Annotated in this window: 21 protein-coding genes; 19 read left to right on the top strand and 2 right to left on the bottom strand. The window is 36.1% G+C overall.

Annotation, left to right across the window (positions count from 1 at the left end):
• The first annotated feature begins 189 nt into the window (after nt 1–189).
• The 15 genes from QNJ50_RS20740 to QNJ50_RS20670 all read left to right on the top strand — a co-directional run bounded on the left by QNJ50_RS20740 (nt 190) and on the right by QNJ50_RS20670 (nt 19,161).
• The gene (locus tag QNJ50_RS20740; protein WP_300638780.1) at nt 190–1,005 is read left to right on the top strand and encodes a WecB/TagA/CpsF family glycosyltransferase; all 816 of its coding nucleotides are present in this window, start codon (nt 190–192) and stop codon (nt 1,003–1,005) included.
• A 151-nt stretch (nt 1,006–1,156) separates the two neighbouring features.
• On the top strand, nt 1,157–1,936 hold the full coding sequence (locus tag QNJ50_RS20735; RefSeq protein WP_366914305.1) for an ABC transporter permease: 780 nt from the start codon (nt 1,157–1,159) through the stop codon (nt 1,934–1,936).
• A gap of 2 nt (nt 1,937–1,938) precedes the next feature.
• Nucleotides 1,939–3,261: an ABC transporter ATP-binding protein gene (locus QNJ50_RS20730; RefSeq protein WP_300638776.1), complete on the top strand. Its 1,323-nt coding sequence runs from the start codon at nt 1,939–1,941 to the stop codon at nt 3,259–3,261.
• Nucleotides 3,262–3,489: 228 nt separating this feature from the next.
• A complete protein-coding gene (locus QNJ50_RS20725; protein ID WP_300638774.1) occupies nt 3,490–4,785 on the top strand; it encodes a glycosyltransferase in 1,296 nt (431 codons plus the stop codon).
• 97 nt (nt 4,786–4,882) lie between these two features.
• Entirely contained in the window at nt 4,883–5,872 is a 990-nt protein-coding gene (locus tag QNJ50_RS20720) for an NAD-dependent epimerase (protein WP_300638772.1), read from the top strand.
• A 2-nt stretch (nt 5,873–5,874) separates the two neighbouring features.
• The gene (locus QNJ50_RS20715) at nt 5,875–7,020 is read left to right on the top strand and encodes a glycosyltransferase (RefSeq protein ID WP_300638771.1); all 1,146 of its coding nucleotides are present in this window, start codon (nt 5,875–5,877) and stop codon (nt 7,018–7,020) included.
• A 261-nt stretch (nt 7,021–7,281) separates the two neighbouring features.
• The gene (locus tag QNJ50_RS20710) at nt 7,282–8,505 is read left to right on the top strand and encodes a glycosyltransferase (protein WP_300638770.1); all 1,224 of its coding nucleotides are present in this window, start codon (nt 7,282–7,284) and stop codon (nt 8,503–8,505) included.
• 182 nt (nt 8,506–8,687) lie between these two features.
• Nucleotides 8,688–9,629, top strand: coding sequence for a glycosyltransferase (locus tag QNJ50_RS20705; protein ID WP_300638769.1), 942 nt, complete (start codon nt 8,688–8,690; stop codon nt 9,627–9,629).
• Between the two features lie 183 nt (nt 9,630–9,812).
• Nucleotides 9,813–10,721: a sulfotransferase domain-containing protein gene (locus tag QNJ50_RS20700; RefSeq protein WP_300638767.1), complete on the top strand. Its 909-nt coding sequence runs from the start codon at nt 9,813–9,815 to the stop codon at nt 10,719–10,721.
• A gap of 255 nt (nt 10,722–10,976) precedes the next feature.
• The gene (locus QNJ50_RS20695) at nt 10,977–12,041 is read left to right on the top strand and encodes a glycosyltransferase (RefSeq protein WP_300638765.1); all 1,065 of its coding nucleotides are present in this window, start codon (nt 10,977–10,979) and stop codon (nt 12,039–12,041) included.
• A 112-nt stretch (nt 12,042–12,153) separates the two neighbouring features.
• Nucleotides 12,154–13,476 (top strand): glycosyltransferase, encoded by a 1,323-nt coding sequence (locus QNJ50_RS20690; protein ID WP_300638763.1) that lies wholly within the window; start codon nt 12,154–12,156, stop codon nt 13,474–13,476.
• A gap of 344 nt (nt 13,477–13,820) precedes the next feature.
• Nucleotides 13,821–15,002 carry a glycosyltransferase family 1 protein gene (locus QNJ50_RS20685; RefSeq protein WP_300638761.1) on the top strand — a complete coding sequence of 394 codons (1,182 nt, stop codon included), beginning with the start codon at nt 13,821–13,823 and terminating at the stop codon, nt 15,000–15,002.
• A 132-nt stretch (nt 15,003–15,134) separates the two neighbouring features.
• The gene (locus QNJ50_RS20680) at nt 15,135–16,373 is read left to right on the top strand and encodes a glycosyltransferase (protein WP_300638784.1); all 1,239 of its coding nucleotides are present in this window, start codon (nt 15,135–15,137) and stop codon (nt 16,371–16,373) included.
• Nucleotides 16,374–16,442: 69 nt separating this feature from the next.
• Nucleotides 16,443–17,609, top strand: a complete 1,167-nt coding sequence (locus QNJ50_RS20675) for a glycosyltransferase family 4 protein (protein WP_300638759.1) — start codon at nt 16,443–16,445, stop codon at nt 17,607–17,609.
• Nucleotides 17,610–17,796: 187 nt separating this feature from the next.
• On the top strand, nt 17,797–19,161 hold the full coding sequence (locus QNJ50_RS20670) for a hypothetical protein (RefSeq protein ID WP_300638757.1): 1,365 nt from the start codon (nt 17,797–17,799) through the stop codon (nt 19,159–19,161).
• Between the two features lie 69 nt (nt 19,162–19,230).
• On the opposite strand, the gene QNJ50_RS20665 is transcribed toward QNJ50_RS20670, so the two are convergent.
• Both QNJ50_RS20665 and QNJ50_RS20660 read right to left on the bottom strand, forming a co-directional pair.
• The gene (locus QNJ50_RS20665) at nt 19,231–19,437 is read right to left on the bottom strand and encodes a hypothetical protein (RefSeq protein WP_300638755.1); all 207 of its coding nucleotides are present in this window, start codon (nt 19,435–19,437) and stop codon (nt 19,231–19,233) included.
• 185 nt (nt 19,438–19,622) lie between these two features.
• On the bottom strand, nt 19,623–20,090 hold the full coding sequence (locus tag QNJ50_RS20660) for a transposase (protein WP_300638782.1): 468 nt from the start codon (nt 20,088–20,090) through the stop codon (nt 19,623–19,625).
• A gap of 383 nt (nt 20,091–20,473) precedes the next feature.
• Here QNJ50_RS20660 and QNJ50_RS20655 point away from each other — a divergent pair, with 383 nt between their 5' ends.
• The 4 genes from QNJ50_RS20655 to QNJ50_RS20640 all read left to right on the top strand — a co-directional run bounded on the left by QNJ50_RS20655 (nt 20,474) and on the right by QNJ50_RS20640 (nt 24,406).
• Entirely contained in the window at nt 20,474–20,956 is a 483-nt protein-coding gene (locus tag QNJ50_RS20655) for a flavodoxin family protein (protein WP_300638753.1), read from the top strand.
• 477 nt (nt 20,957–21,433) lie between these two features.
• A complete protein-coding gene (locus QNJ50_RS20650; protein ID WP_300638751.1) occupies nt 21,434–21,745 on the top strand; it encodes a hypothetical protein in 312 nt (103 codons plus the stop codon).
• A gap of 275 nt (nt 21,746–22,020) precedes the next feature.
• The gene (locus QNJ50_RS20645; protein ID WP_300638749.1) at nt 22,021–22,860 is read left to right on the top strand and encodes a class I SAM-dependent methyltransferase; all 840 of its coding nucleotides are present in this window, start codon (nt 22,021–22,023) and stop codon (nt 22,858–22,860) included.
• 379 nt (nt 22,861–23,239) lie between these two features.
• Nucleotides 23,240–24,406 carry an acyltransferase family protein gene (locus QNJ50_RS20640; RefSeq protein ID WP_300638747.1) on the top strand — a complete coding sequence of 389 codons (1,167 nt, stop codon included), beginning with the start codon at nt 23,240–23,242 and terminating at the stop codon, nt 24,404–24,406.
• The last annotated feature ends 170 nt before the right edge of the window (nt 24,407–24,576 follow it).

Here is a 24,576-nt window from a genome sequence, read left to right as displayed (position 1 = left end):
AGTAAAAGTAGGATAGGATACAGGCGGAAAAGATGGAATTGATACCAGGGAATATAAGAAATTTACCCGAGAAAGTTTCGGTAATGCTTTAATATTTAAAATCAATCGCATATGAACTAATCATTTGTGATTGACACCAAAGATGTTTAAACCTTCGTATTGAGTTGTGTGCGACTTAAGGATTGGCTTATGGTAGAGTCTGCTTCTCTTCCGACTCGAAACGTGTTAGAGTTTCCGATTACAGCTTTACCTCTTGAAGAACAAGTAAAAACTATTATTAAATGGGCTGACGAACGTCAAAGTAAAACTGTCTGTGTTGCGAATGTTCACATGTTAATGGAGGCATACTGGAATCCAGACTTTGGTACCGTACTGAAAAATGCAGATCTCGTAACTCCAGATGGCATGCCCCTAGTTTGGATGATGCGGAGGTTAGGAGAAATTTCTCAAGAACGTGTGGCTGGATTAGACCTTTTGATCTCAGTCTGCGAACTTGCACAGCAGCTAGAAGTCAGCTTATTTTTTGTTGGTTCCCAAAGAGAAATACTATCTCTTATGAGAAAAAGATTGAATAAAGAGTTCCCCAAACTTGAAATTGCAGCAATGGAACCTCTGCCCTTTCGTCCTTTGACGGACAAAGAAGATAAAGCCCTGGTTCAAAAAATTAATCAAAGTGGTGCGGGTTTAGTTTTTGTTTCCTTGGGATGTCCCAAGCAAGAAAAGTGGATAGCCCAACACAAAGACAAAATTAATGGTGTCATGATTGGCTTGGGTGGTGCATTTCCCGTTTATGCTGGAATTCAAAAAAGAGCCCCCCGTTTAATGCGGAATTTAGGTTTTGAATGGTTTTACAGATTATTGCAGGAGCCGCGTCGCCTCTATCGCCGCTATGCAACAACTATTCCTCCTTTTATTTGGCTAGCTTGCAAACAACTGATCATGTCGAGTAGTTTGAATACTCCGTTTAATATTAGGGAAAAATACTTAAATTCAAGACTTGATTAAATTAAAATTTTCATAAACAATGCACAATAGCCACCGTAATTTAAAGTCGGATACATTTCCTAGTTATAGTAGGAAGCGATCGCGTTCTTCTCTGAGGGTCATTCACCGACCGGAAAGTAGAATGAGAAAACCGCTGCAATTATTCAAAGAAATGTGGCGAGACTTGATTGCATCGCGGGAGCTAGCTTGGCGGCTAATGATTCGGGATATTAGTGCCAAATATCGCCAATCATTTCTAGGACTTTTTTGGGCAGTTATTCCTCCAGTTGTGATGGCAGCAAGTTTCACCCTTGCTAAAAGTGGTGGAGTTGTAAATATAGGCAGTACCGGTATTCCTTATCCCGCTTACGTCATGTTTAGCATGACACTGTGGCAAACTTTTGTAGAGTCCCTCAATGGACCAGTTCAAGCTGTAGCTGCTGCAAAATCAATGTTAGCCAGAATAAATTTTCCTCGCGAAGCATTGATTATTGCCAAACTCGGGGAAGTGTTTTTCAACTTTGGCATTAAGTTAATTCTAATTACTGGCTTATTTATTTGGTTTAAAATACCAGTCACTTTAAGTGTGATTGTAGCTCCAGTTGCCCTGATTCATATGGTTTTGTTAGGCACCTTTTTTGGAGTTCTTTTAGCTCCAATAGGCGCGCTTTATCAAGACTTTTCAATGGGTTTAACTTTGGCTACTAGCTTTTGGTTGTTTCTCACGCCGGTAGTCTATCCAGTTCCCAGTGAAGGTTTATTTGGTAATGTGGTCAGGCTTAATCCCGTAACACCTTTGTTAGTGACAACACGAGAACTAGCGACAACCGGTACCATGTCAAACCCTGAAGGATTTTGGGTGGCGAGTGTGTTTGCAATTTTGGGATTACTTGTAGCTTGGGTTATATACCGCTTAGCAATTCCCTATGTCGTTGAGAGGATAAGTTCATAATTATGGTTCGCCTTAATGAGCAAGAAGTTCTAGCACAATCACATACCAATAATCATGACAAAGGTGAAGTTGTTCTCTCTGTGAATGGAGTTTCCAAAAAGTTTTGTCGAGACTTGAAGCGCTCATTGTTTTATGGCGTTCAGGATATCGCCTCTGAAGTATTAGGGCTACGAGAAAAAAGTGATAAATTACGTGATCGAGAATTTTGGGCCTTAGATAATGTTAATTTTGAATTGCACAGAGGGGAATCGTTAGGTTTAGTCGGGAAGAATGGTAGCGGTAAATCAACCCTTCTGCGAATAATTGCTGGTTTGATTAAACCAGATACTGGTTTTGTTGAAGTAGATGGTAGAGTTGCACCTTTGATTGCACTTGGTGCTGGATTTAATCCGGTTTTGACAGGGCGGGAAAATATCTACGCAAATATGTCAATTTTGGGTTTGTCCAAGAAAGAAATAGACGAACGATTTGATGAGGTTGTAGAATTTGCAGAAATTGGCGATGCAATTGATGCACCAGTACGGAGCTACAGTTCAGGTATGGCTGCAAGGCTGGGATTTGCCAGTGCAATTCACACAGAACCAGATATTTTATTAATTGATGAAGTATTAGCTGTAGGTGATATTAAATTTAGGGCTAAGTGCTACCGTAAGTTAGCTGAAATTAAAAGACAAGGGGTTTCGTTCATCCTCGTTTCTCACAACACACAGTCAATTATACAGATGTGTGAGAATTCAGTTTACTTATCTAAAGGTAAACAGATTCTTTCTAGCACAACTTATGATGTAATGACGTTGTACGAGCAAGAATTATTTCAAGTCAAAGACAATAGTAAACCTTCGTCATTATCAATTGAGTTACCAAGGAAGACAAAAGATGAAAGTGAAGGCGTAGATATACTTTCAGTTTCCTTTAAAGACTCAAATGATAATGTTCTTCAATCTCTTAGCAGTGGAGAAAATGTATATTTATCCCTGGTTTGTAATGCTCACAAACATGTAAGTGATATTTGTCTACATATAAAAGTTATAGAATTTACTGGAGAAGGAGGTACTATTTTATTCTTTAGCAGTATTAATGATAATCAATCATTTGAAATGTCTGCAGGAGAGCATGAAATTAGATTAGAAATGCCTTGTCTTGGATTGCCTACAGGGATATACACGATGAGCATTAAGTTGAAAGAAGGTAGTATCTCAACTCTCGACTTAATTGAGTCTTTTAAATTCACAGTGAATTCAGATAGCAGGATGAGTGAATGTAAATTTTATCAACAAAGAGAATGGAAAATTAGTAATAAAAATAATCAGATGAAAGTTTTGTAGATTATAGATTTTTACACTTAATAAATACAAAAATGCAATTACGCCCTAAGTCTAAGTAGGAATCATGATTGTAGGTGTTTTGAGAATAAGTACCAGGATTATTACTGCTTAGACAATAATTGTATGGCAAATACTTATATGAGAAATTCTTGATATAAGAAATTCTTGATGTGAGGAATTTCGATATTAAAAATCTGAATATAAAAATGAAGAACCTTGAGGTTATATATGGGTCATAAATATTCTATAGATTCACTAATGTATCTATCCCCTGGGAACTTACCTTCACAAATGGCTCACACTGGGCAAATAACCAAGATGACCCAAGCTCTTTCTCAAAAGATAGAAAAATTTGAGTTAGTTACTAGTGGAGATATTTTTTCTTTTTGGAAAGGAATGGACGAAGAGTTTAAAAGTTGGTATGGATTAACTCATAGCTTTAAATTAGTAAGATTACCAATAAATTTTAAAATTAATACCCCTTTTCCCAAAAACTATTACAATAAAAAATATCCTAGATTAGCTGCTTTTTATGCTTATCTAAAATCTCCTCGTTTGGTCTATACTCGCACGCCTGCAATTATATATTTCTTACTTAAAATTGGCATGCCAGTTCTTTGGGAATGGCACGAGCCAATAAGTAAAGATTCTCCATATTGTGAATTTTTCAAATATAAAAATCTGATTGGAGTTGTTACCCTTTCACCTAAATTAGCTGATAATTATATCCAATTAGGTTTAGCACCTGAAAAAGTGTTTGTTTCCCATAGTGCAGTCGAACTGCAAAACTTTTTGCCACATCAGGAAAAAGAAGTAGCACGGCAAAAATTATCTTTGCCTTTAGAGTCCAAAATCATTCTTTATTCAGGTCATTTATATGAATATAAAGGAATTCCTATCGTTCTAGAAACAGCCAAGATGATGCCAGAATGTACATTTATTTTAGTAGGGGGATGGATTGATGATATCAACAGGGTAAAAACTACTTGTCAAGAAAGAAGTTTACATAATGTGCGTGTTGTCGGTCATGTACCACAATCTGAACTTGCATCATATTTATATGCAACAGATGTTTTACTCGTACCAACTAGTAAGTCCTGGAAATTGGCTGAAGTTACTAGCCCTTTAAAACTTTTTGAGTACATGGCTGTCAAAAGACCGATAGTTGCTTCAGCCTTATCAAATATTATGACAGTTTTGCGCGATGGAGAAAATGCTCTCCTTGCAGAACCTGACGAACCCACTTCCTTTAAAGCAGCAATCACAAAACTGTTGGATAATCCTTCAATGGCACATTCTTTAGCTGAGTCTGCTTTTCAAGAAGTTCATAAATTTACTTGGGATAGTCGTACGGATTCAATTTTAGATTTTGCAGTTGAAAGATTAGAAAAAATTGAATGTGGTTCTAAAATTCCTAATACTAAAATATTTAGATACATTAATGGTATTAAAAGTGTACTAAATATATATTGGGAAAAATATATATTAGAAAAAATTTTTAAAACCTATAACAGAATTTGCTAGTATTCAATATCCCCAATTATAAATGTTAGGGGAATTAACTGATTTTTAAAGCAAAAATAATAATTTTTGCAGCACTTGAAGAGCAAATTACCTTGACATGAAAAAAATATTAGTTACAGGAACAGCAGGTTTTATTGGCTTCCATTTAAGTCAGAAGTTATTAGCTAATGGCGAAAGTGTCATTGGTATAGATAACTTGAATGATTATTATGATGTGAATTTAAAGCAAGCACGCTTAAAAAAACTGTCTGGAAATCGTAATTTTCAGTTTTTCCAATTAGATATTGCAGATAGAGATAACATAACTGATTTATTTGCTAAATATAAACCAGAATTAGTTGTTAATCTTGCTGCTCAAGCAGGTGTTCGTCATTCCCTCACCCATCCCCATACCTATGTTGATAGTAACTTGGTAGGATTTACAAATATTTTAGAAGGATGTCGTCACGCTGAAGTTGAGCATTTAGTATACGCTTCTTCAAGTTCGGTTTATGGTGCAAATACCAAAATTCCCTTTGCTGTAGGCGATCGAGTCGAGCATCCAGTGAGTTTGTATGCAGCAACAAAGAGAGCGAATGAACTGATGGCTTATACTTACAGCCATTTATATGGAATACCCACAACAGGTCTACGATTTTTTACGGTTTACGGTCCTTGGGGTAGACCTGATATGGCGTATTTTTCATTTACGAACTCAATTATAAATAGAAAACCGATTAAAGTATTTAATTACGGTAAGATGCGCCGTGATTTTACTTATATTGATGACATTGTGGAAGGTATCACTCGAGTTATTAATAAAAAACCTGAGGCGACTTTAAACGTTAATAATAAATTATTACCCTACAAGATTTACAATATTGGCAATAATCAACCGGTAAATCTGATTGATTTTATCGAAATTCTAGAAAAAGAAATAGGTATCATAGCGGAGAAAGAACTACTTCCCTTACAACCAGGAGAAGTTGAAGAAACCTATGCTGATATAGATGAATTAATAAAAGATACAGATTTTAAACCCCAAACTTCCCTGGAAGTTGGTTTGAAAAATTTTGTTATTTGGTATCGTTCTTATTATGGGTTATAAATGTGAGAAATAAAATTAATCCGAAAACAAATCCTAAGATTAGTGTTTTAATGTCAGTTTATAACGGCTCTGATTATTTAAGGGAGTCTATTGAGAGTATTCTTAATCAGACATTTTCTGATTTTGAGTTCATCATTATTAACGATTATTCCACCGATAATACTTGGGAAATAATTACTGAATATGCAGAGCAAGATAAGCGAATTAAGTTATTTAACAATTCAGAAAACATTGGTCTTACTAAATCTTTAAATAAAGGACTGAAGTTAGCGCGGGGAGAATATATTGCTCGTCAAGATGCAGATGATGTATCTCTAGTCGAAAGATTTGAAAAACAAGTTGCAGCATTAGATGAAAATCCAGAAGCTGTTTTAATATCTTGTGACATTGAAGTTATTAATTCCCAAGGAAAATTTGTCAAAAAAGAAGAACGTTCTTGTGAAACCAAATGGGTTCCTTGGTATTTGATGTTTTATAACCACCTAGGTGGACATAGTCAAGTTATTTTTAGGACTGAAACAGCAATAAAACTAGGTGGATATTCAGAAGCTTACCGCTACAGTCAAGATTATGAGTTTTGGTGTCGGTTAGTTAAGGCTGGGAAAGTTATTATATTACCTGAAGCTTTACATCAATTACGCAGACACGGAAAAGGTATTACTGCGGAAAAACGTTCGGAACAACTTAGTTATGCTTTGGATGTATCTAAAAGAAATATTAAAGAACTAATTGGTCGAGAACTTACTTTAGATGAACTTTCAGATTTAAGACATTTTTGGTCTGGTAATGTTTTGCGTAATTTTCCCAAGAGCAAAAATATAGATATCATCAATCTTAGATTAGAAGAAATTTCTCAGGCTTTTCTAAAAAATAATTATTCAGTAGAAACTGTAGATAGCCAAATGGAGAATGGTTTACGAAGATTAATTGGTCTGCAGTTTATTTATTGGATACGATTTTTAAGTATTTTCCGCTATTTACCTTCAAGAATCAAAATTTCTTTTTATGCTTTAAGGTGGAACCCTATCCTACAAATAGCTATTTGCTGGGTTAAAGATGTATGTCAACAACCATTTGCAATTTTAGGTCGTAAATTACTAGAAATAAAAAGAAAAAATAGTCGTGCTTCCCATTTATCTATCTCTTAACAAAAATGAATGAGATAAATTGAAATAACGCTTTATAGTCACAATATTTTGACTAGTACATTCAACTGTAGTTAATTTATTACAAACATTTATTTCAAACATTTACTTGATGTGGTAAATCTACAGGGAATAGCTCTCATTGAAATTGATTATTTTATATTTTTAGTTAATTTAATTAGACCGGAGGCATGGTTTAATTTATAAAATCGATGGAATGCGAGCAAAATAAAAAACAAAATATAATAATTGAATAGTAATGATATGAAAATTGCTTTCGTATTAAACAAATTTCCACTTTTATCTGAGACTTTTATTTTAAACCAAATAACTGGTTTAATCGATCTCGGTCATGAAGTAGATATTTATGCGAATCAGATCGGTGACATATCAAAAATCCATCCAGACGTAGACAAATATCATCTGCTAAAACGTACTTTCTATATTGGGAGACCAAAGAATCGCATAGGTAAACTATCAAAAATAATAGTACTATTAATTACTAAGTTTTTTTTAAACCCAATAGTTTTTTTGAAATCTATAAATATTACTAAATATGGTGATTTAGCCTCCAATCTAGTATTATTTTATGCGACTGGTTACTTAGTAGGTAAAGAAGCAAAATACGATATTATTCATTGTCATTTTGGTCCGAATGGTCTTAAATCAGCATTTTTACGAGATATTGGCGTAATCTCGGGAAAATTGATCTCAACTTTTCATGGTTACGATATCACAAACTATTTAGAAGAAAAGGGAGAAAGAGTATACGATCCGCTATTTAAATTAGGCGATCTATTTTTACCAATTAGTGAATCTTGGAAAATTCGATTGGAAAAACTGGGTTGTACTAAAAAAATACTTGTCCACCGCATGGGGATAGATTGTAATAAATTTACTTTTTCTGTGCATGAAAATCCCAATAATGATCGAATTAGAATTGTCAGTATTGCTAGGTTGGTGGAGAAAAAAGGTATTGAATATGGAATTCGAGCAGTTGCAAAATTGCTGATAAAGAAATCAAATATCACATACACAATTGTGGGTGATGGTCTACTAAGAGAAAATTTAGAGATTTTAATTGATGAGCTAGGTATTGGGGAGCAAGTAAATTTAGTTGGATGGAAACATCAAGAAGAAGTGGTGAGTATTCTCAAAGATTCAGATCTGATGTTGGCTCCAAGTATAACTAGTAAAAATGGAGATTGTGAAGGTGTTCCAGTGGTGTTGATGGAAGCAATGGCTATGGGTTTAGTTATTGTTAGTACTCAGCATAGTGGAATCCCTGAATTAGTCAAAGATGGGATTACTGGCTTTTTAGTCCCAGAGAAAGATGTAGAATCTCTCGCAGAAAGAATGGAGTATTTAATTAATCATCCGACTATTCGTTTGGGGATGGGAAAAGCCGGTCGGAAACAGGTCGAAGAAAATTACAACATAAATAAATTGAATTATCAACTAGCTGGAATATATGAAGCATTATTATGAATGCTTTCAATTAAATAAAATCAAGTTTTTAGGGAGCAAATAATTGGAAATAGAAAATAGGAAAAAATAAATTATACTACTATATATTTTTTGTTTTTATTTCCTTGATTACAAATGATTTTTTAAAAACTACCATCTGATTTTATTTATGAATAAACTAATGTTATTGAATAGTAACTACGATGAATGAATTATGTAAAGACAGAAGTAAACTATTTATTTCTGTAATTATTCCGGTTTTTAATGATGTCAGAGGTCTAGAGAAATGTTTACAAGCTTTAAGCAATCAGACATACGATAAAAATAGCTATGAAATTATTGTGGTTGACAATAATTCTGATGAAGATATCAAAAGCGTAGTAGAACGATTTGATGCACACTACACTTTTGAAAGTCAACCGGGGTCATATGTTGCTCGTAATAAAGGAATTTTTATTGCTAAAGGAGAAATAATAGCTTTTACCGATGCAGATTGTATCCCAACAAAAGATTGGATTGAAAGAGGGGTTAGTAAATTATTAGAAACTCCCAATTGTGGATTGGTAGGGGGAAAAATAGAAGTTATCTTTAAAAACCCATCACATCCAACTGCTGTAGAACTCTTTGATAGTATTACCGCTTTTCCCCAAAAACATTTCGTTGAGAAAGATAATTTTAGTGCTACAGCAAATGCATTTACCTTCCGAAGTGTGATTAATCATGTAGGTGATTTTAATAGCAAACTTAAATCAAATGGAGACCGAGAATGGGGAAATCGAGTTTTTTCCTCGAATTACAAATTAGTTTACGCGGATGATACCGGTGTGTTCCATCCTGCAAGATATTCCTATACTCAAATGCGTAAAAAATATGCTCGATTAGTTGGAGGTCAATATGACTTGCAGCAAAATCAGAATACTTATTCGTTAAGCTTGTTTATTAGGAGTGTACTCAAAGATTTAAAGTATTCAATTATTCAAGTTTTAGAGTTGCTATTTACTAAAAAAATTAACTCAGCAACTGATACAAAAATACATAATACTTGGCATCAAATTCAACTAACACGCCTCATCATATTCATTAGGTATGTCATGGTAGCTGAAAGAATACGTCTACATTTTGGTGGTCAATCTCAAAGGGGTTAATTCTCGATATTTGTTCCCTATGTTTTGTTTATTATTATTTTGCGAGTGCTTAGTTATACCATTTAATTATATTTTATTCAGTCAATTAAAATCTTCAAAAAGGTCAAGAAATAGTTTAAATTAATGAATGGCAATTTTTCAGATAAATTTCAACTAATTAGAAATCTGAAACTTTAAGCCAGTATGCGTAAGGGAGATTATCAGGAGCAATCTATGCCTTTTGTTGATTTTATGATTATAGGTGCAATGAAGAGTGGAACAACTACTTTAGGTCAAATTCTTTCAATGCATCCTGAAATTTGTTTTTCCAGGGAAAAAGAGCCACATTATTTTAGTAAATCTTCTAATTGGGAAAAAAATATTGAGGAATACAAAACTCTTTACAATCCGACCAAAAACCAAATATGTGGGGAAGCTTCTACAACATATACCTGCTACCCAGAATTTAACAAAGATATTTGGCAAGTTCTTTATGATTTTAATCCCAAATTAAAATTAATTTATATTATGAGAGATCCTATAGAAAGAATTATATCCCATTATATGCATAACTATCTGCGGGGTTACACATCAGAATCATTTGAAAAAATAGTTTTCAAACAATCTACTTATATTAATAGAACTAGATATTATCTACAAATTAAACCTTATATTCAATTATTTGGTCAAGAACAAGTTTTGTTGCTAACTTTTGAAGAATTTATCGCTAACAAAAAAATAATTTTAAATAAAATAGCGAATTTTTTAGAGATAGATGCGACAAAATTTGGTAATTTTAATAATATCCATGCGAATAAATCAGTCGGTAGTACAAAAAATAATGTCAAAGTTGAAAAAATAGGTAAAAACCCATTTGTAAAAAATATTAAACCGTTATTACCAAAAATTTTAATTCAAACCACTAAAGATGTTCTTTTTGATTTCACAAGAAGAAACTTAAATGAAAAACCTCACGTATCTGAAACAGTTAAGAAGGTAATATATGACTTATTGATACTAGACATGCTAGAAATAGAAAAATTAATGGGGCGAAAAATAACTGAATGGAAATCTCTGAACCAATATCTGGAAGAATATAAAAGATTGGGATAAAAAAGTTATAAATCAAATGATGTTGATTAAGAATTGAATAATAATTTAAAAATGAATAAATAATTAAAACTTAGATATTTAGTTGGTGTAGAAATTAGATGTCACCACTAATATCTTTAAAACTTATAACAAGCAGATTTTAAGAACGCTAGATTCACTTTAATCGGTATTAAACATGAAGTTAACTAGTTGTAATTATAAATATTCACTCATATATCAGAAAAAATGAAGAGAAGATACATTGGGTAATGTGAAATGAATAATAATCCCCACACCAAAGTTAGCATTATCATTAATAACTATAATTATGAGCGCTTTATTTCAGATGCGATTGACAGCGCTTTATCTCAAACTTATCAGAACATTGAAGTCATCGTTGTTGACGATTGCTCCACTGATAACTCCCGCGAGATAATTACTGGTTATGGTGATAAAGTAATTCCCATCTTTCATCACGAGAATGGCAAGCAAGCTGCTGCCTTTAACAGTGGATTTGCTAAGAGCAAAGGTGATATAATTATCTTCTTAGACTCGGATGATTACTTATTTTCAAACGCAGTTGAAAGAATTATTGCAGTTTGGAAGCCAGACTTAGCCAAGGTGCATTACCGCTTGCAAGTAGTAGACAGCTTCAAGCAACCTTTAGGTTATTCTTATCCTCAAGGTAGTAAACCCCTAGCTAGTGGGGAAGTCTGGCGAGCTTTATTGGAGGTTGGTGGTTATCCTGGGACACCGACCAGTGGTAACGCTATTAACCGCAAAGCTTTGGCAGAAGTTTTTCCAATTTCCGATGAATATAAGTTGACCGCTGATGATTATTTATCAACTTTAATTCCTTTTTATGGGGAAGTGGTTGCAATTGAGGAACCCCTTGCAGCTTATCGGATTCATACTAGCAATCAGTGGGCTTTAAATACCGTCAGTGGCGATCGCTTTCATCGATTTGTACGCCACGATTTGCAAAATTATCAGTTGTTGGTGCATAAAGCCAAGGAACTCGGTTACGAAATTCCGCGAGATTTGGAAGAACGCTCTTTGGGACGCTTGTGGTCCCGGATGGCTTCTTTAAGATTGGGTCCCCAAACTCATCCAGTTCCCTCAGATAGTCCAATTTCTTTGGTATATAAGGGAATTCGTTCGTTGTGGAAATATTCGGAATTCAATTTACAAAAACGATTTATTTATACTTTGTGGTTTATCTGGGTGGGATTGTTACCTCTTCCCCTAGCAAAACTAGCAATTAGTTGGTTTTATGCTCCCCACTTTCGTCCTAAATTCATTAAATGGACCTTGACTAGAGTGCGAGCAATTGTGAGCTAATTAAATAACAGTTTCTCGGTAAGAAGTACACCCTACTGCATCTAATTCCAGGTGTTTTATCTACTTTTTTTAGATCTAACTTCGGAACAAATCAGTATGAGGGGGAAAATTCATGATCGCTTCGACAGCAAAACATAAATCTTGTCTGCGCGTGCTTTTTGTAAGTCACACTTATGTTGTTGGTGTAAATCAGGGAAAACTGGATGCGATCGCATCACAAGATGAAGTAGAAGTCAGCTTACTTGCTCCCAAACGATGGAAAGCTGTCCAGTGGAACAAAATATTAGAAATTGAGAATCCCTATCCCCGAGTTCAACTTTATCCAAATAGGGTATTATTTTCGGGTAAAGCTGGTGCTTATGTATATTCACCTTTAGCAATTTTGAGAGCAAGTCTTGATTTTCGTCCAGATATTATTCAGGTAGAACAGGAAGTATTCTCTCTTTCGGGATTTGAAGTTGCTTTATTTTCCCGCTTGCTTAACAAACCACTGGTTTTCTTTGGGTGGGAAAACATGGATCGAAAACTATCTTGGTTTCGTCGCTGGATCCGCAAATTTATTTTAAATACAACAAAGTCTATTATTGCAGGAAATTGCGAAGGGGCTGAATTAGTTAAAAAATGGGGCTATTCTGGTTCTGTTGAAGTTATGCCTCAAATGGGTGTAGATACTCAATTGTTTACACCACGGGAAAAAAAATTACCTGATATAAGTAATCCTAAATTAGTTAATTCAAAACTAAAAAAATCTGAATTTTGTATTGGTTTTCTTGGTAGACTATCTTATCACAAAGGGATTGACATTCTCATAGATGCAGCCCGTTTGCTTCGGGATAGGGGTTATACTTTCAAAATTAGATTATGTGGAACTGGTTCTGATAAGCCAAAATTTGTGGAACAGGCGCAAAAATTAGGATTAGATAAATTTATTATCTGGCAAGATGGAGTCCGCCACGATGAAGTTCCCATGGAGATTTGTAGGTTTGATGTTTTGGTTTTACCATCGCGTACAGTAGAAACTTGGAAAGAGCAATTTGGTCATGTTTTGATCGAAGCAATGGCTACAGGAATCCCGGTTGTGGGATCCACTTGTGGAGAAATTCCTAATGTTATTGGTCGTAAGGATTTAGTATTTCCTGAGGGGAATGCTCAAGAATTAGCAGCAATTTTGATGCGTTTAATTTCCCAACCATCTTGGTATGCGGAAGTTGCAGACTACAGTCTAAAAAGAGTGCATCAACATTACAGTCACGAAAGAATAGCTCAAAGATTGATTGAATTATGGCGTAATATTCTCGAAGGTGACGGGAAAAATGACGATCGCAATGACGATAATAGTAAACCAATAGAGCAGGACTTATCTGAGGGATCGTTTTCGTCGACTTCTTCATCAACGTCTAAAGGATATTTTCCAAATATTCCTTATATAATCTAGTCAATAGTTTGAAGATTATACAGTTTGAAAATAAACTCTATAAATTAGATTTAAACTCATCTTTGAAATTTTGATTCAGCTTGAGAAGGGGTTTATAGATAGAAATAGAACTATTGTAGGGTGTGTTAGACCTTATACTTCACTCTCAAAGATAATTTGAATAGGTCTAACGCACGGATGCTATATGGTGTTTTACAGCAAATTTCGAATTATTCCAAAAATGAAATCTTTATTTTGCCTTTACACATCCTACTTTAAAATTTATAAACATCCTCTGAGAAATTCAATTTGGGAACTTCAAGATGAATCAAGAAAGATTTTAAAGTTGATTAATGGAGTAATTAATGCGCGTAGCTATTGTTCGCAGAGCACCGAGAGCTTCTTTCAGCATGGATGTTTATGCTGATGGTCTGGTTAGTGGTTTAAAAGCTGTTCGACCGGACTGGGAAATCATTGAATTAACTCCCAACATTTCTCAGAATCAAATTAGCTCCTTAAAAGTTAGGTCGTTATTAAATGGTCTAAACAAGTATTATCAACGTTATTGGCAATATCCCCAAGATTTACAAAAACAGGAAGTAGATATTTTTCATGTCATCGACCATAGTGACGGTCATCTTTGTCGCTGGTTAAAGAAAACTGGTAAACCCGTTGTGGTCACCTGTCACGATCTAATTAACTTTGTTCAGCCAGAAAATGGACGCGGTCGATCACTGATTCCTGCAATTAGTATGCCAGTTTGGAAGTTTTCTGTTGAGGGTATATGTGAAGCAGATCGGATTATTACTGTCTCGGAACACACTGCTAAAGATGTAGAAAAAATCTTAGATATTAAATTCCAAGAACTTACAGTGGTTCCCAATGCTGTGGAGTCGATATTTCATCCCATCTCACAAACAGAAATAGACGATTTTAGAACTCAACACAAAATTGCTCCAGGAACGATTTGCATTTTAAATGTGGGTTCCAATCATCCCCGCAAAAATGTTTTGACTATTTTAAAAGTAGTTGAAACACTGGTTGAGAAGGGATTACCGGTACATTTTTTCAAAACTGGCGAACAGTGGACAAAAGAGTTAAAAACTTTTATTGACGATCGCAACTTAAGTAATAATATTACTCATTTAGGAAAACCAGATAAAGATACTCTAGTTAAAATTTATAATTCCGCCGATATTTTGCTCGCACCTTCACTATACGAAGGATTTGGGATGACGATTTTAGAAGCAATGAGTTGTGGAACTCCGGCGATCGCTTCTAATGTCTCTTCTTTACCTGAGGTTGCTGGTGATGCAGCAATTTTGGTCAATCCCCTAAATATTCCCGAAATAGTAGAAGCTGTATGTCGTCTTCATAATCAACCTGAGTTGCGTCAAAGCTTAATAGATAAAGGATTATCAAGAGCAAAACGATTCACTTGGGAAAAAACAGCCGAACAAGTCGCTGATGTTTACGCTAATTTTGTCAACAAAACAATTGTAGAGACGTTGCATGCAACGTCTCTACATGTGCAAAATTATCACTAATCAAATTAACTCCAATGTATCGATTTATAGGGCAGATAGATTATGGAGATAGATTATGAAGATAAATTATGGAGATAAATTATGATTGCAACTCAAACTAGCAACAATACAAATGATAATAAAGTACAGCGTTTGAAAGTTTTAATTTCCGCTTACGCTTGTAGACCCGACATGGGTTCTGAACCAGGAGTAGGTTGGAATATAATTCGACAACTAGCACAGTACTGTGATGTATGGGTGCTGACCCGTGCTGATAATCGTCAGTCAATTGAAGCAGAATTAGCCAGCAACAAATACCCTGGATTGCATTTTGTCTACTGCGATTTACCCTCCTGGGCTTTATGGTGGAACTATAAACAAAAGGGAGTACAGATACACTATTATATTTGGCAAATACTTGCTTACTTTGCTGCTCGCAAGCTACATCAAGAAGTGAACTTTGATTTAGCCCATCATGTAACCTACGTTAAATATTGGTCACCTAGCTTTATTTCTCTCTTACCCATACCTTTTATTTGGGGACCAGTCGGAGGGGGAGAATCTGCACCCAAACCGTTCTGGAAAGACTTTAGTTTGCGAGGAAAATTTTACGAACTTCTCCGCGATGGAGCCCGTTGGTTAGGAGAACGGGATCCATTTGTGGGTATGACCGCTCGCAGAAGTACCATCGTACGGGTAACTACGGAAGATACAGCCCAAAGGTTACATAAAATGGGCATATCTAAAGTAGAAATATTCTCAGAAACTGGCTTATCTCAAACAGAAATAGCAAATTTAGGTCAATATTCCAGCGATCGAGATTTACCTATCCGCTTCATTAGTATGGGTAGACTTTTACACTGGAAAGGATTTCATTTAGGATTGAGAGCTTTTGCAAAAGCAAACTTACCCAACAGTGAATTTTGGATTTTGGGTGATGGACCAGAAAGAAAACGTTTAGAATATTTAGTTAAAGAATTGGGAATTGCAGAGCAAGTCAAATTTTGGAATAGATTACCTCGCGATCGAACCCTAGAAAAATTAAGTCAGTGTACAGCTTTAGTTCACCCCAGCTTACATGATTCTGGTGGTTGGGTATGTCTTGAAGCAATGGCGGTTGGTCGTCCTGTTTTATGTTTAGATTTGGGAGGACCGGGTACCCAAGTCACCAGCGAAACAGGTTATAAAGTTCCCGCTCAAACCCCTGAGCAAGCAGTAAAAGATCTATCAGAAGCAATGATAAAACTTGCTCAAGAACCGAATTTACGAGAAAAAATGGGTTTAGCCGGTCAGAAAAGAGTCAGAGATTTTTATAGTTGGGAAACCAAAGGTGAATCCTTAGTTCAACTTTATTCATTGATAGCGAAGGAACAGTTATCAGTTAGCAGTTAACAGTTGTAACCAATCAATTACTTGTTACTTATTACTCATTACTCATCACTCATCACTCATTACTCAATAATGCGTATTCTAAGCGTACATAACCGCTATCAAATTCGTGGAGGTGAAGATGAATCTCGTCAAGCTGAGGAAAATTTGCTGCGGGAAAAAGGTCACACTGTCGAAGTTTATGAGGAACATAACGATCGCATTGCGCAGATGAGTTCCTTAAATGTCGCATCTCGGACAATTTGGTCGCGAGAATCTCATGATATTGTCAAACAAAGACTGAGAAAGGAAACTCACGACATTATCCACGTCCAGAATTTTTTCCCTTTAATTTCTCCGTCAATTTATTATGCAGCTAAATCTGAAGGTGTACCGGTAGTTCAAACCTTGAGAAACTATCGTTTGCTTTGTCCTAACGCTTTATTTTTTCGAGATGGACAGGTTTGTGAAGACTGTTTAGGAAAATTTCTACCCATACCCGGTATAGTTCATAGTTGCTATCGAGAAAATCGAGCAGCTACTACAGCTGTCGCAAGCATGATTACAGCACATCGCGCTTTGGGAACCTGGATGAAAATGGTGGATGTTTATATTGCACTCACCGAATTTGCTCGACAAAAATTTATTAGTGCAGGTTTTCCATCGGAAAAAATTGTAGTTAAACCCAACTTTATTCATCCCGACCCTGGTGTTGGAACTGGGAATGGTGGTTATGCTTTATTTGTCGGACGATTGTCTGTGGAAAAAGGACTGGATACCCTGCTGACAGCTTGGGAAAAGCTGGGTGGGAAAATACCCCTCAAAATTGTTGGTGATGGACCCTTAGCTGATAAGGTAAAACAAGCAGTAACAGAACTTCCCAGAGTAGAATGGCTCGGACGCAAACCAATGTCGGAAGTACATTATTTAATGGGAGAAGCAAAATTTTTAATTTTCCCATCCAAATGGTATGAAACTTTCGGTCGCGTAGCAGTCGAAGCATTTGCAAAGGGAACCCCTGTGATCGCTGCTAATATTGGTGCGATCGCAGAAGTAGTAGATTCTGGTCGTACTGGACTGCACTTCCAACCAGGTGATGCAAAAGATTTAGCTAGTAAAGTAGAATGGGCTTTAACAAATCCCCAAAAAATTGCACAGATGCGTCAAGAAGCAAGAAAGGAATTTGAAACTAAGTATACGGCTGAGACAAACTACTTGCGATTAATGGAAATTTATCAAAAAGTAAAAAGTAAAAAGTAAAAAGTAAGAAGTCATAAGTAACAACTCAAAATTCTTACCTCATTAATCATTACTTATTACTTATTACTCATTACCCATTACCATATGACGCTTACGCGTCACGCTTTGCTAACACTGCGTTAGCAGTGCGGGCGTATACCAATTACCAATTACCAATTACCAATTACCCATTACCCATTAATGATGAATGAACAAACAAGTTTTATATCTTAAAAATAATAACAAACAATATATTCTTAAAAGTTCAACATTATTAATTATCGCCTTCGCTACCGTCTTTTTTCCCCGCATGATGAGTTCGATAGGAGCTCCAGCACCAATCAACTTTCTTCACTTTGCTATAGTTCCTTTCGCTTGTGGGGTTGCAATATTTCAAACTAAAACTAAAAACCGTAATCAAATTTCTATTTCCCAAGCATTGATGTCCACCCTAGTCGTATTACTAGGAGTCATGACTGCTAGTGCTCTTCTTAATAGTGCTGGAGCAATCAACATTATTTTGGGGTTTTTCTTACTTGCTGAACCATTTATGTTTTTACTCGGGATAATTTGTATCCCAATGACTCAAGCAAGCTTCAAAAGATTTAGAAAATGGATTGTCGGATTTTCCTGTTTTCATATCTTCCTTGCACTAACCCAAAAGCTTCTTTTGGATCTGGGGATTATGCATGTAACTACAATGAAAATCCCTGAAGATAATATCCAAGGAGTTTTTTACTTATCGGGTAGCGGTCACGTAGTTGGTTCCTCAGTCTCCCTTTCCTTTGGTTTATATTATTTACTTAGTAATAGAAAAAGTCCGCTCTGGATCAGAGGGCTAGTATTTTTTGCAGCTTTCTTACAACTTTTATTCGCAGATGCCAAACAAGTACTTTTAGTATCTTTAATATCTTGGCTATTGCTGATTATACTTAATGTTAAAGATATTAGAAAAACAATTCAATATATTGTTATTGCAACTATCACCGCTTTTATATTAGTTTGGTGTATCCAAAATCTAGAATTATTTCGTGCTTTTAACACCTGGGTGAGACCAGAAATTTACGGACCTGATGGTGAAGCAACTTTAGTTAAAACTGCATCCATGCGGATTATTGTTTCATACTTTAAATCACCCCTAAACTGGATTTTGGGTTTGGGACCGGGACATACCGTAGGACGTTTGGGCGGATGGATGCTTCCGGGATATGCAAATTTACTCAATCCATTGGGTGCAACAATTCACCCTGTGAGTCAACATGTGTGGGATGCTGTAGAAGCAAGTTGGATCGGTATGGCTTCTAGTATGTTTTCTCCATTTTTTGGCTGGGCTGGAATTTGGGGAAATACCGGGTTTTTGGGATTAGCTACTTACTTATCTCTCGCATCTATTGTTTGGCGTCGACTTTGTCAGGATAATCTTTCTAAGTTTTTAATGCTTAATGTTCTAGTTCACGGTTTTATTTTCTCCCAAATGGAAGAACCGGGTTATATGTTATTTGTGGCTGCTTTGATTGGTTTACAATGGCAAGAACGTCGTATTAATAAGCTTTGTGAAAATTCTGTTGGATAAAATTTATTTGGCAAACTTTATCCCAATTGACATAGTTTATTTTTTTCTTTTTTAGTGAAAACCCTATCATCACAATACACTTAATAATGCTTGTTTAAATTGATTTGCACTCTTAAAGTAAATCTCTGGTTTTTCAACTAAACCTAAATCAATAACTTTTGCTAGCTTTTGGGGAATATTTGGATCGCGATCGCGGATGGGTACGGGATCGTTTCGCAATACAGCTAAAAATCTATCATTACCGGAAAAATCACGGGGCAGACATCTTGTGAGCATATAATAAAGTGAAGCCGCAGCAGCCCAAACATCAACTTCCGGTTTAGCATATTTGAATGCTAGTAACCCAAGTTGCTAGTTATCAAATTCCAGACTTTTTCGCAAAATAAGCACAGGACAAAGTGTGTGGTTGCGCTACGCGCAACCACAACCAGGTCTGTAGAGCTTGAAGTAAAATAAATAACTTACTCGATAAATGCTTGTTTTAAAGTAAAAGCAAAAATAAATGCTTCTATTTTTAGTAAAAACCCCTCATATGTAACTGCATGTATTGACTTGGGGAAAAGACAAGTAATAGCACTAAAGACAGTTTCAATATAATGTCTAATACATTGTTTAATATATTGAATACATGGGGAATCTTTACGCTGAGAATTCTTTTTACGTATTACTTTTAACGTAATTTTATCAGCAATTTCTAGGTCGTCTTCTGAGGTATAATCAGTATAGGCAGAATCGCTGTAAACTTCACTACCTGGTGGTAAATTTAATGGTAATGCATTTAGGGCTCGGACATCATTTGTACTACCAGGCATAAATACAAACTCAACCGGAATACCAGTTTTAGTCGTTAATAACTGAACTCTGACTCCATAAAAGTAACGTTTTTTTGTTAGCGGAGCGTGTTCCGAAGTAACATACTCTCCTCCAATTTTATTCCTGGAGGGGATTTTATTATAAATTGTGACCTGATACTAACTGCTTTATACTTGCGGTTATCACGAGTTCTGTCCATGCGATCGCTTCGCGCATGCCGTAGGCTTATCGCATAACTAGCAACTTGGGTTATTTGAATTTTTTTGGCGTAGCCTGCGCTTGCACTTAATTATATTGAAACTTAAAACTTATATAGCCAGACTCAGTAGATGGAAAACTTTTTTAGCAAATCAAACCAGATTCCGATATATTAAGTTGAATTGAAAATACTTCACAAAATACTCATTTTTTTGTTCCAAATTTAGAAAAGGAGAGAAGTAGTGACTTACACTATGTTCACATAACAAACCACGCAAGGCATGATCACAGGAGGGCTCCGATGAATGCTTTAGTCGTTTACTATTCCGAATTCGGTAATACAAAGCAGGTTGCTGATGCAATCGCTCAGACCTGCCGTGCTAGCGGTTCTGTCCGTGAAATTAGTGCTGACAAACTTGAGGCTTCAGACGTAAATAATGTCGATTTACTTGTGTTTGGGACACCAACCCATATGGCAAATCAGCCAAAAGCCTTAAGTTTGGTCCTTGAAGATTTACCCAAAGGAATACTCAAAGGTGTTCGCGTTGCGGCCTTTGATACATCTTTTAATATGAACTGGTTTGTGAATCTGTTTACGGCAGCCAAACCCCTCAACCGGAAGCTGCGTCAACTGGGTGGGAAGCAGATTGTTCCACCAAAGAGTTTTTTCGTTGCTGATAAACAGGGACCCCTGTGTAAAGGTGAAATTGAACGGGCAAAAAACTGGGCTAAAAATATACTGACTCAGTACAAATGTTTTCCTGACCCCAAACAAGTGACCTGAAAATAATCAGAAGAAACCGCAAAAAATACCAGATAGGGAGATCCAAAAAATAAAATCTCCAACCGTCGCTTGTTCACGTAGTGCGGGCAAGCCTTGCAGGCTCAAGCGCCAGCATTACTTGGTTTCACCCGCTCGACGCGGCAAGCCGTTCGTGGCTTCGCCACGCGTTCTCACGTGGCGCAATGCCTAAGGCACGCAATAACATACGTTACGCTCCGCTAGGCGCTAGCTGCCGCGCGGTTTGTTCGGCTATGCCGCGTCCTAATATATTTGATACGGTTGGAGATTTTATAAATTTGAAGTCCCATATATTACCAAAGGTGGGGTATTTTATAAATTTGAAGTCCCTTAACTTAGAAAAGCTTTGAAAAATTCTATTATCAAAAGATATATCTGTAACTTAATAATTAACAACTGCCTACAATAAAGATAGGACAAGAGCCAACAGTTAGCTGTTGTTAGCTGGGGGAGGTTATTATGGCATTCAACAATTCACCACTCAACTATACAAGTATTGACCTAGAAATAGAGACGATTAAGCGTTTTCGCTCCTTAGCCCCTTTTCTCTCCACAGAATGCTTAGTATTCCGCGAATTTAACGGTGATTCTACCATACTATGCCTAGATTTTGCTGCTTGTTCTCAAGACCTTAAAATGAACAAGGAAGAATGGCGAGAATTTGCTGTGCTGTTGGCACACTCATCTAACTATCTAGGTTTAGCTAACTCTTTGGTTTTTAAGAATGGCGATCGTGTAGTGGGATGGATAACTTTAAACCAGATAGCATAAAGGAACAACTCGAGAAACCAATCTTTATTCTCCCACATTCAGAACTTTGACCCTTTAAAGTCTTATACACTTTCCATCAGAGGATGATTACATTTTTGTAACAATTAATACATAAAATGTCGTGTTTTCTTGGGAGTAAATTTTTGCCAATATCAATATTAGAGAGAGCTTAAGGGTACCTTGATTAATTAAAAGAATATCCTGCCGGACAAACCGCAGAAGTTCGCATTTGGTGAGGAAATCAGTTAATTTTAAATCTCTCAATCTGAAAAGAAATGTTTGACGAACTTGAAACAATTAACAAACGTCCTAGGGTATTTGAATTCTATACAGCAAGTGAGCTATGGACAGACGATTACACTTCAAAGCAAATGCTTTCTTTGCACCTGAACAAGGAAATTGATGTTTCATCCCGTAATGCATCATTTATCAAAACTTCTGTAGAGTGGATAGTCACCCATTTTAATGTTGGAATGGGAAGTAAGGTTGCTGACTTCGGTTGCGGTCCGGGACTATACACGACAAAGCTGGCTCAAAAGCAAGCCCATGTAACTGGGATAGATTTCTCCACAAGATCAATTGAGTATGCACGGGAAGTAGCAAAGACCCAGGGGCTATCAATTGATTATGTAAATGAAAACTACCTAAATTTTCAATACTATGATCATTTTGATCTTATCTTGATGATCATGTGTGATTTCTGTGCACTCAGCCCTAGTCAGAGAAAAAAGATTTTGACCAAGTTTTATAAGTTTTTGCAGCCTAATGGTTCTATTCTCCTTGATGTGTATTCGCTGAAAATATTTGAACAACGAGAAGAAACAGCTTTGTACGAAGTCAACCTTTTTAATAACTTTTGGTCTGAGAATAAGTACTATGGATTTTTGAACACTTTTAAGTATGAAAAAGAAAAGGTAGTACTTGACAAGTATACACTTATCCAAAAAGAAGGTACACGAACCATTTATAATTGGTTACAGTGTTTCAGTCCAGAAGAACTGAAAAAAGAATTTTTGGAATCTGGCTTAGTTGTGGAAGAACTCTATTCAGATGTTGCAGGTTCACCATTTGACCCGGAAGGCAAGGAATTTGCTGTTGTCGTCAAGAAAGCATAGGAAGTATCAACAAATTTCTAATATCAAAGTACTCATGAGAGATTACTTGTACATTTGGCATAAACCGGAGCAGCAGTTTGTTGTTGCTTCCGGTATTGAGTTCAAAGATTTCCTGCCCAATTTTTTACGGAAAAGTCCCTTTAACCCAGATCTACGCTACACAACGAATAATCCCAAAACACGGCTGGTACCTTTTTTTTGCGTCTCCCTTAATAGCTGTGGCAAAAAGCGCCGGAGTGAAAAAAATTATCTATATCAGTGCTGCTTCTGTGATCAACTGGGGATAATTTACCACCGTAGGTTATTTTCAAACAACTAGTACTTATAGAAATCATCTCAAGGTTGATGATGGCGTGGTTTGAACAAAGTAATTAGTGTTATGAAATATACTAAGACTAAGGGGAACACCCAATCCTCTCGCTTATGGTTTGTTGACAATCTGAGAGTGCTTCTTACCATTCTAGTAATTGCTCATCATGCTGGACAACCTTACGGACCTACAGGGGGTATGTGGCTAATTTTCAATCCAGAACGGGCTGATATTCTAGGAGTGTTCTTTGCGACCAATGCGGCATTCTTTATGGGATTATTTTTCCTGATTTCTGGCTACTTTGTACCAAGTGCCTATGAGCGTAAAGGTGCAAAGCTTTTCCTTCAAGACCGCTTTTTGCGATTGGGCATTCCAATTGTGTTCTTTGCACTATTGGTGTTTCCTCCAGTCTTTTACTTTGCTCAATCAAGTGAGCTATCCTTTATTCAATTCTTTTTCCGAGTCTATTTGGGTCAAGGACAGATACAGGTTGGGCATCTCTGGTTCCTTGTACATTTGCTTTTCTATGGGATTTGTTATGTTTTGTGGCGTAAAATTACTAAGAAAACTATAACCCTCAAGCCGGAGCAGCAAAAAATTGCAGTTCCTAAACATAGTTTGATTCTGACATACTTAGTTGCATTGGCAATTGTGACATTTATCACCCGCATTCAATACCCAGTTGATACTTGGAAGAGCTTACTGTGGATAATTCCCGCAGAAATCGCACATCTACCTCAATACTTAAGCCTTTTCGTGATTGGAATCATTGCTTATTACCATGACTGGTTTCGTAGGATGCCTACACAACGAGGATTGATCTGGTTGGGAATTAGTTTGGGAGCAGTTTTGTTACGATATGGTTATGCCTTGACAGCAAATCATTTGTTTTTGAATCGGCTCATTGCAGGTGGTAGCTGGAATTGGCGATATGCCGGATTGCTACTCTCAAGCACTTGGGAAGCTACAATTTGCGTAGGTTTGTGTATCGGTTTGCTCGTCTTATTCCGAGAACAAGTTAACAGACAAGGAAAGTGCTGGCAAATTTTATCTGCAAATGCTTACACAGTTTACATCATTCACATTTTGGTAATTATTCCCATACAATTTTTATTTGCTCCTCTTTCCATTGCTCCCTTACTCAAGTTTCTTGTTATAACCTTCGTTGGTATCCCGTTATGCTTTCTCATCAGTCATTACATCCGCAAATTGCCCTTCGCTAGGGTTGTTCTTTAAGAGAAGGCCAAAAAATAAATTATCCCGTGGAATTACTCTCATAAATTGCCCATCGTCCCAAAGGGGCGCGTGCTTGCCTTAACTCAGATCTTGCACCTAACCGTATAAACCACGGAAAGCTTAAAAATGGCACAATAAAGCTACATTATTTTATTTACTTTTTATTGCTA

Origin of the sequence: Mastigocoleus sp. MO_188.B34 (assembly GCF_030065675.1) — a bacterium.
In the GTDB taxonomy this organism is placed as follows: domain Bacteria; phylum Cyanobacteriota; class Cyanobacteriia; order Cyanobacteriales; family Nostocaceae; genus Mastigocoleus.
This window is presented reverse-complemented; position numbering and strand designations above follow the sequence as displayed.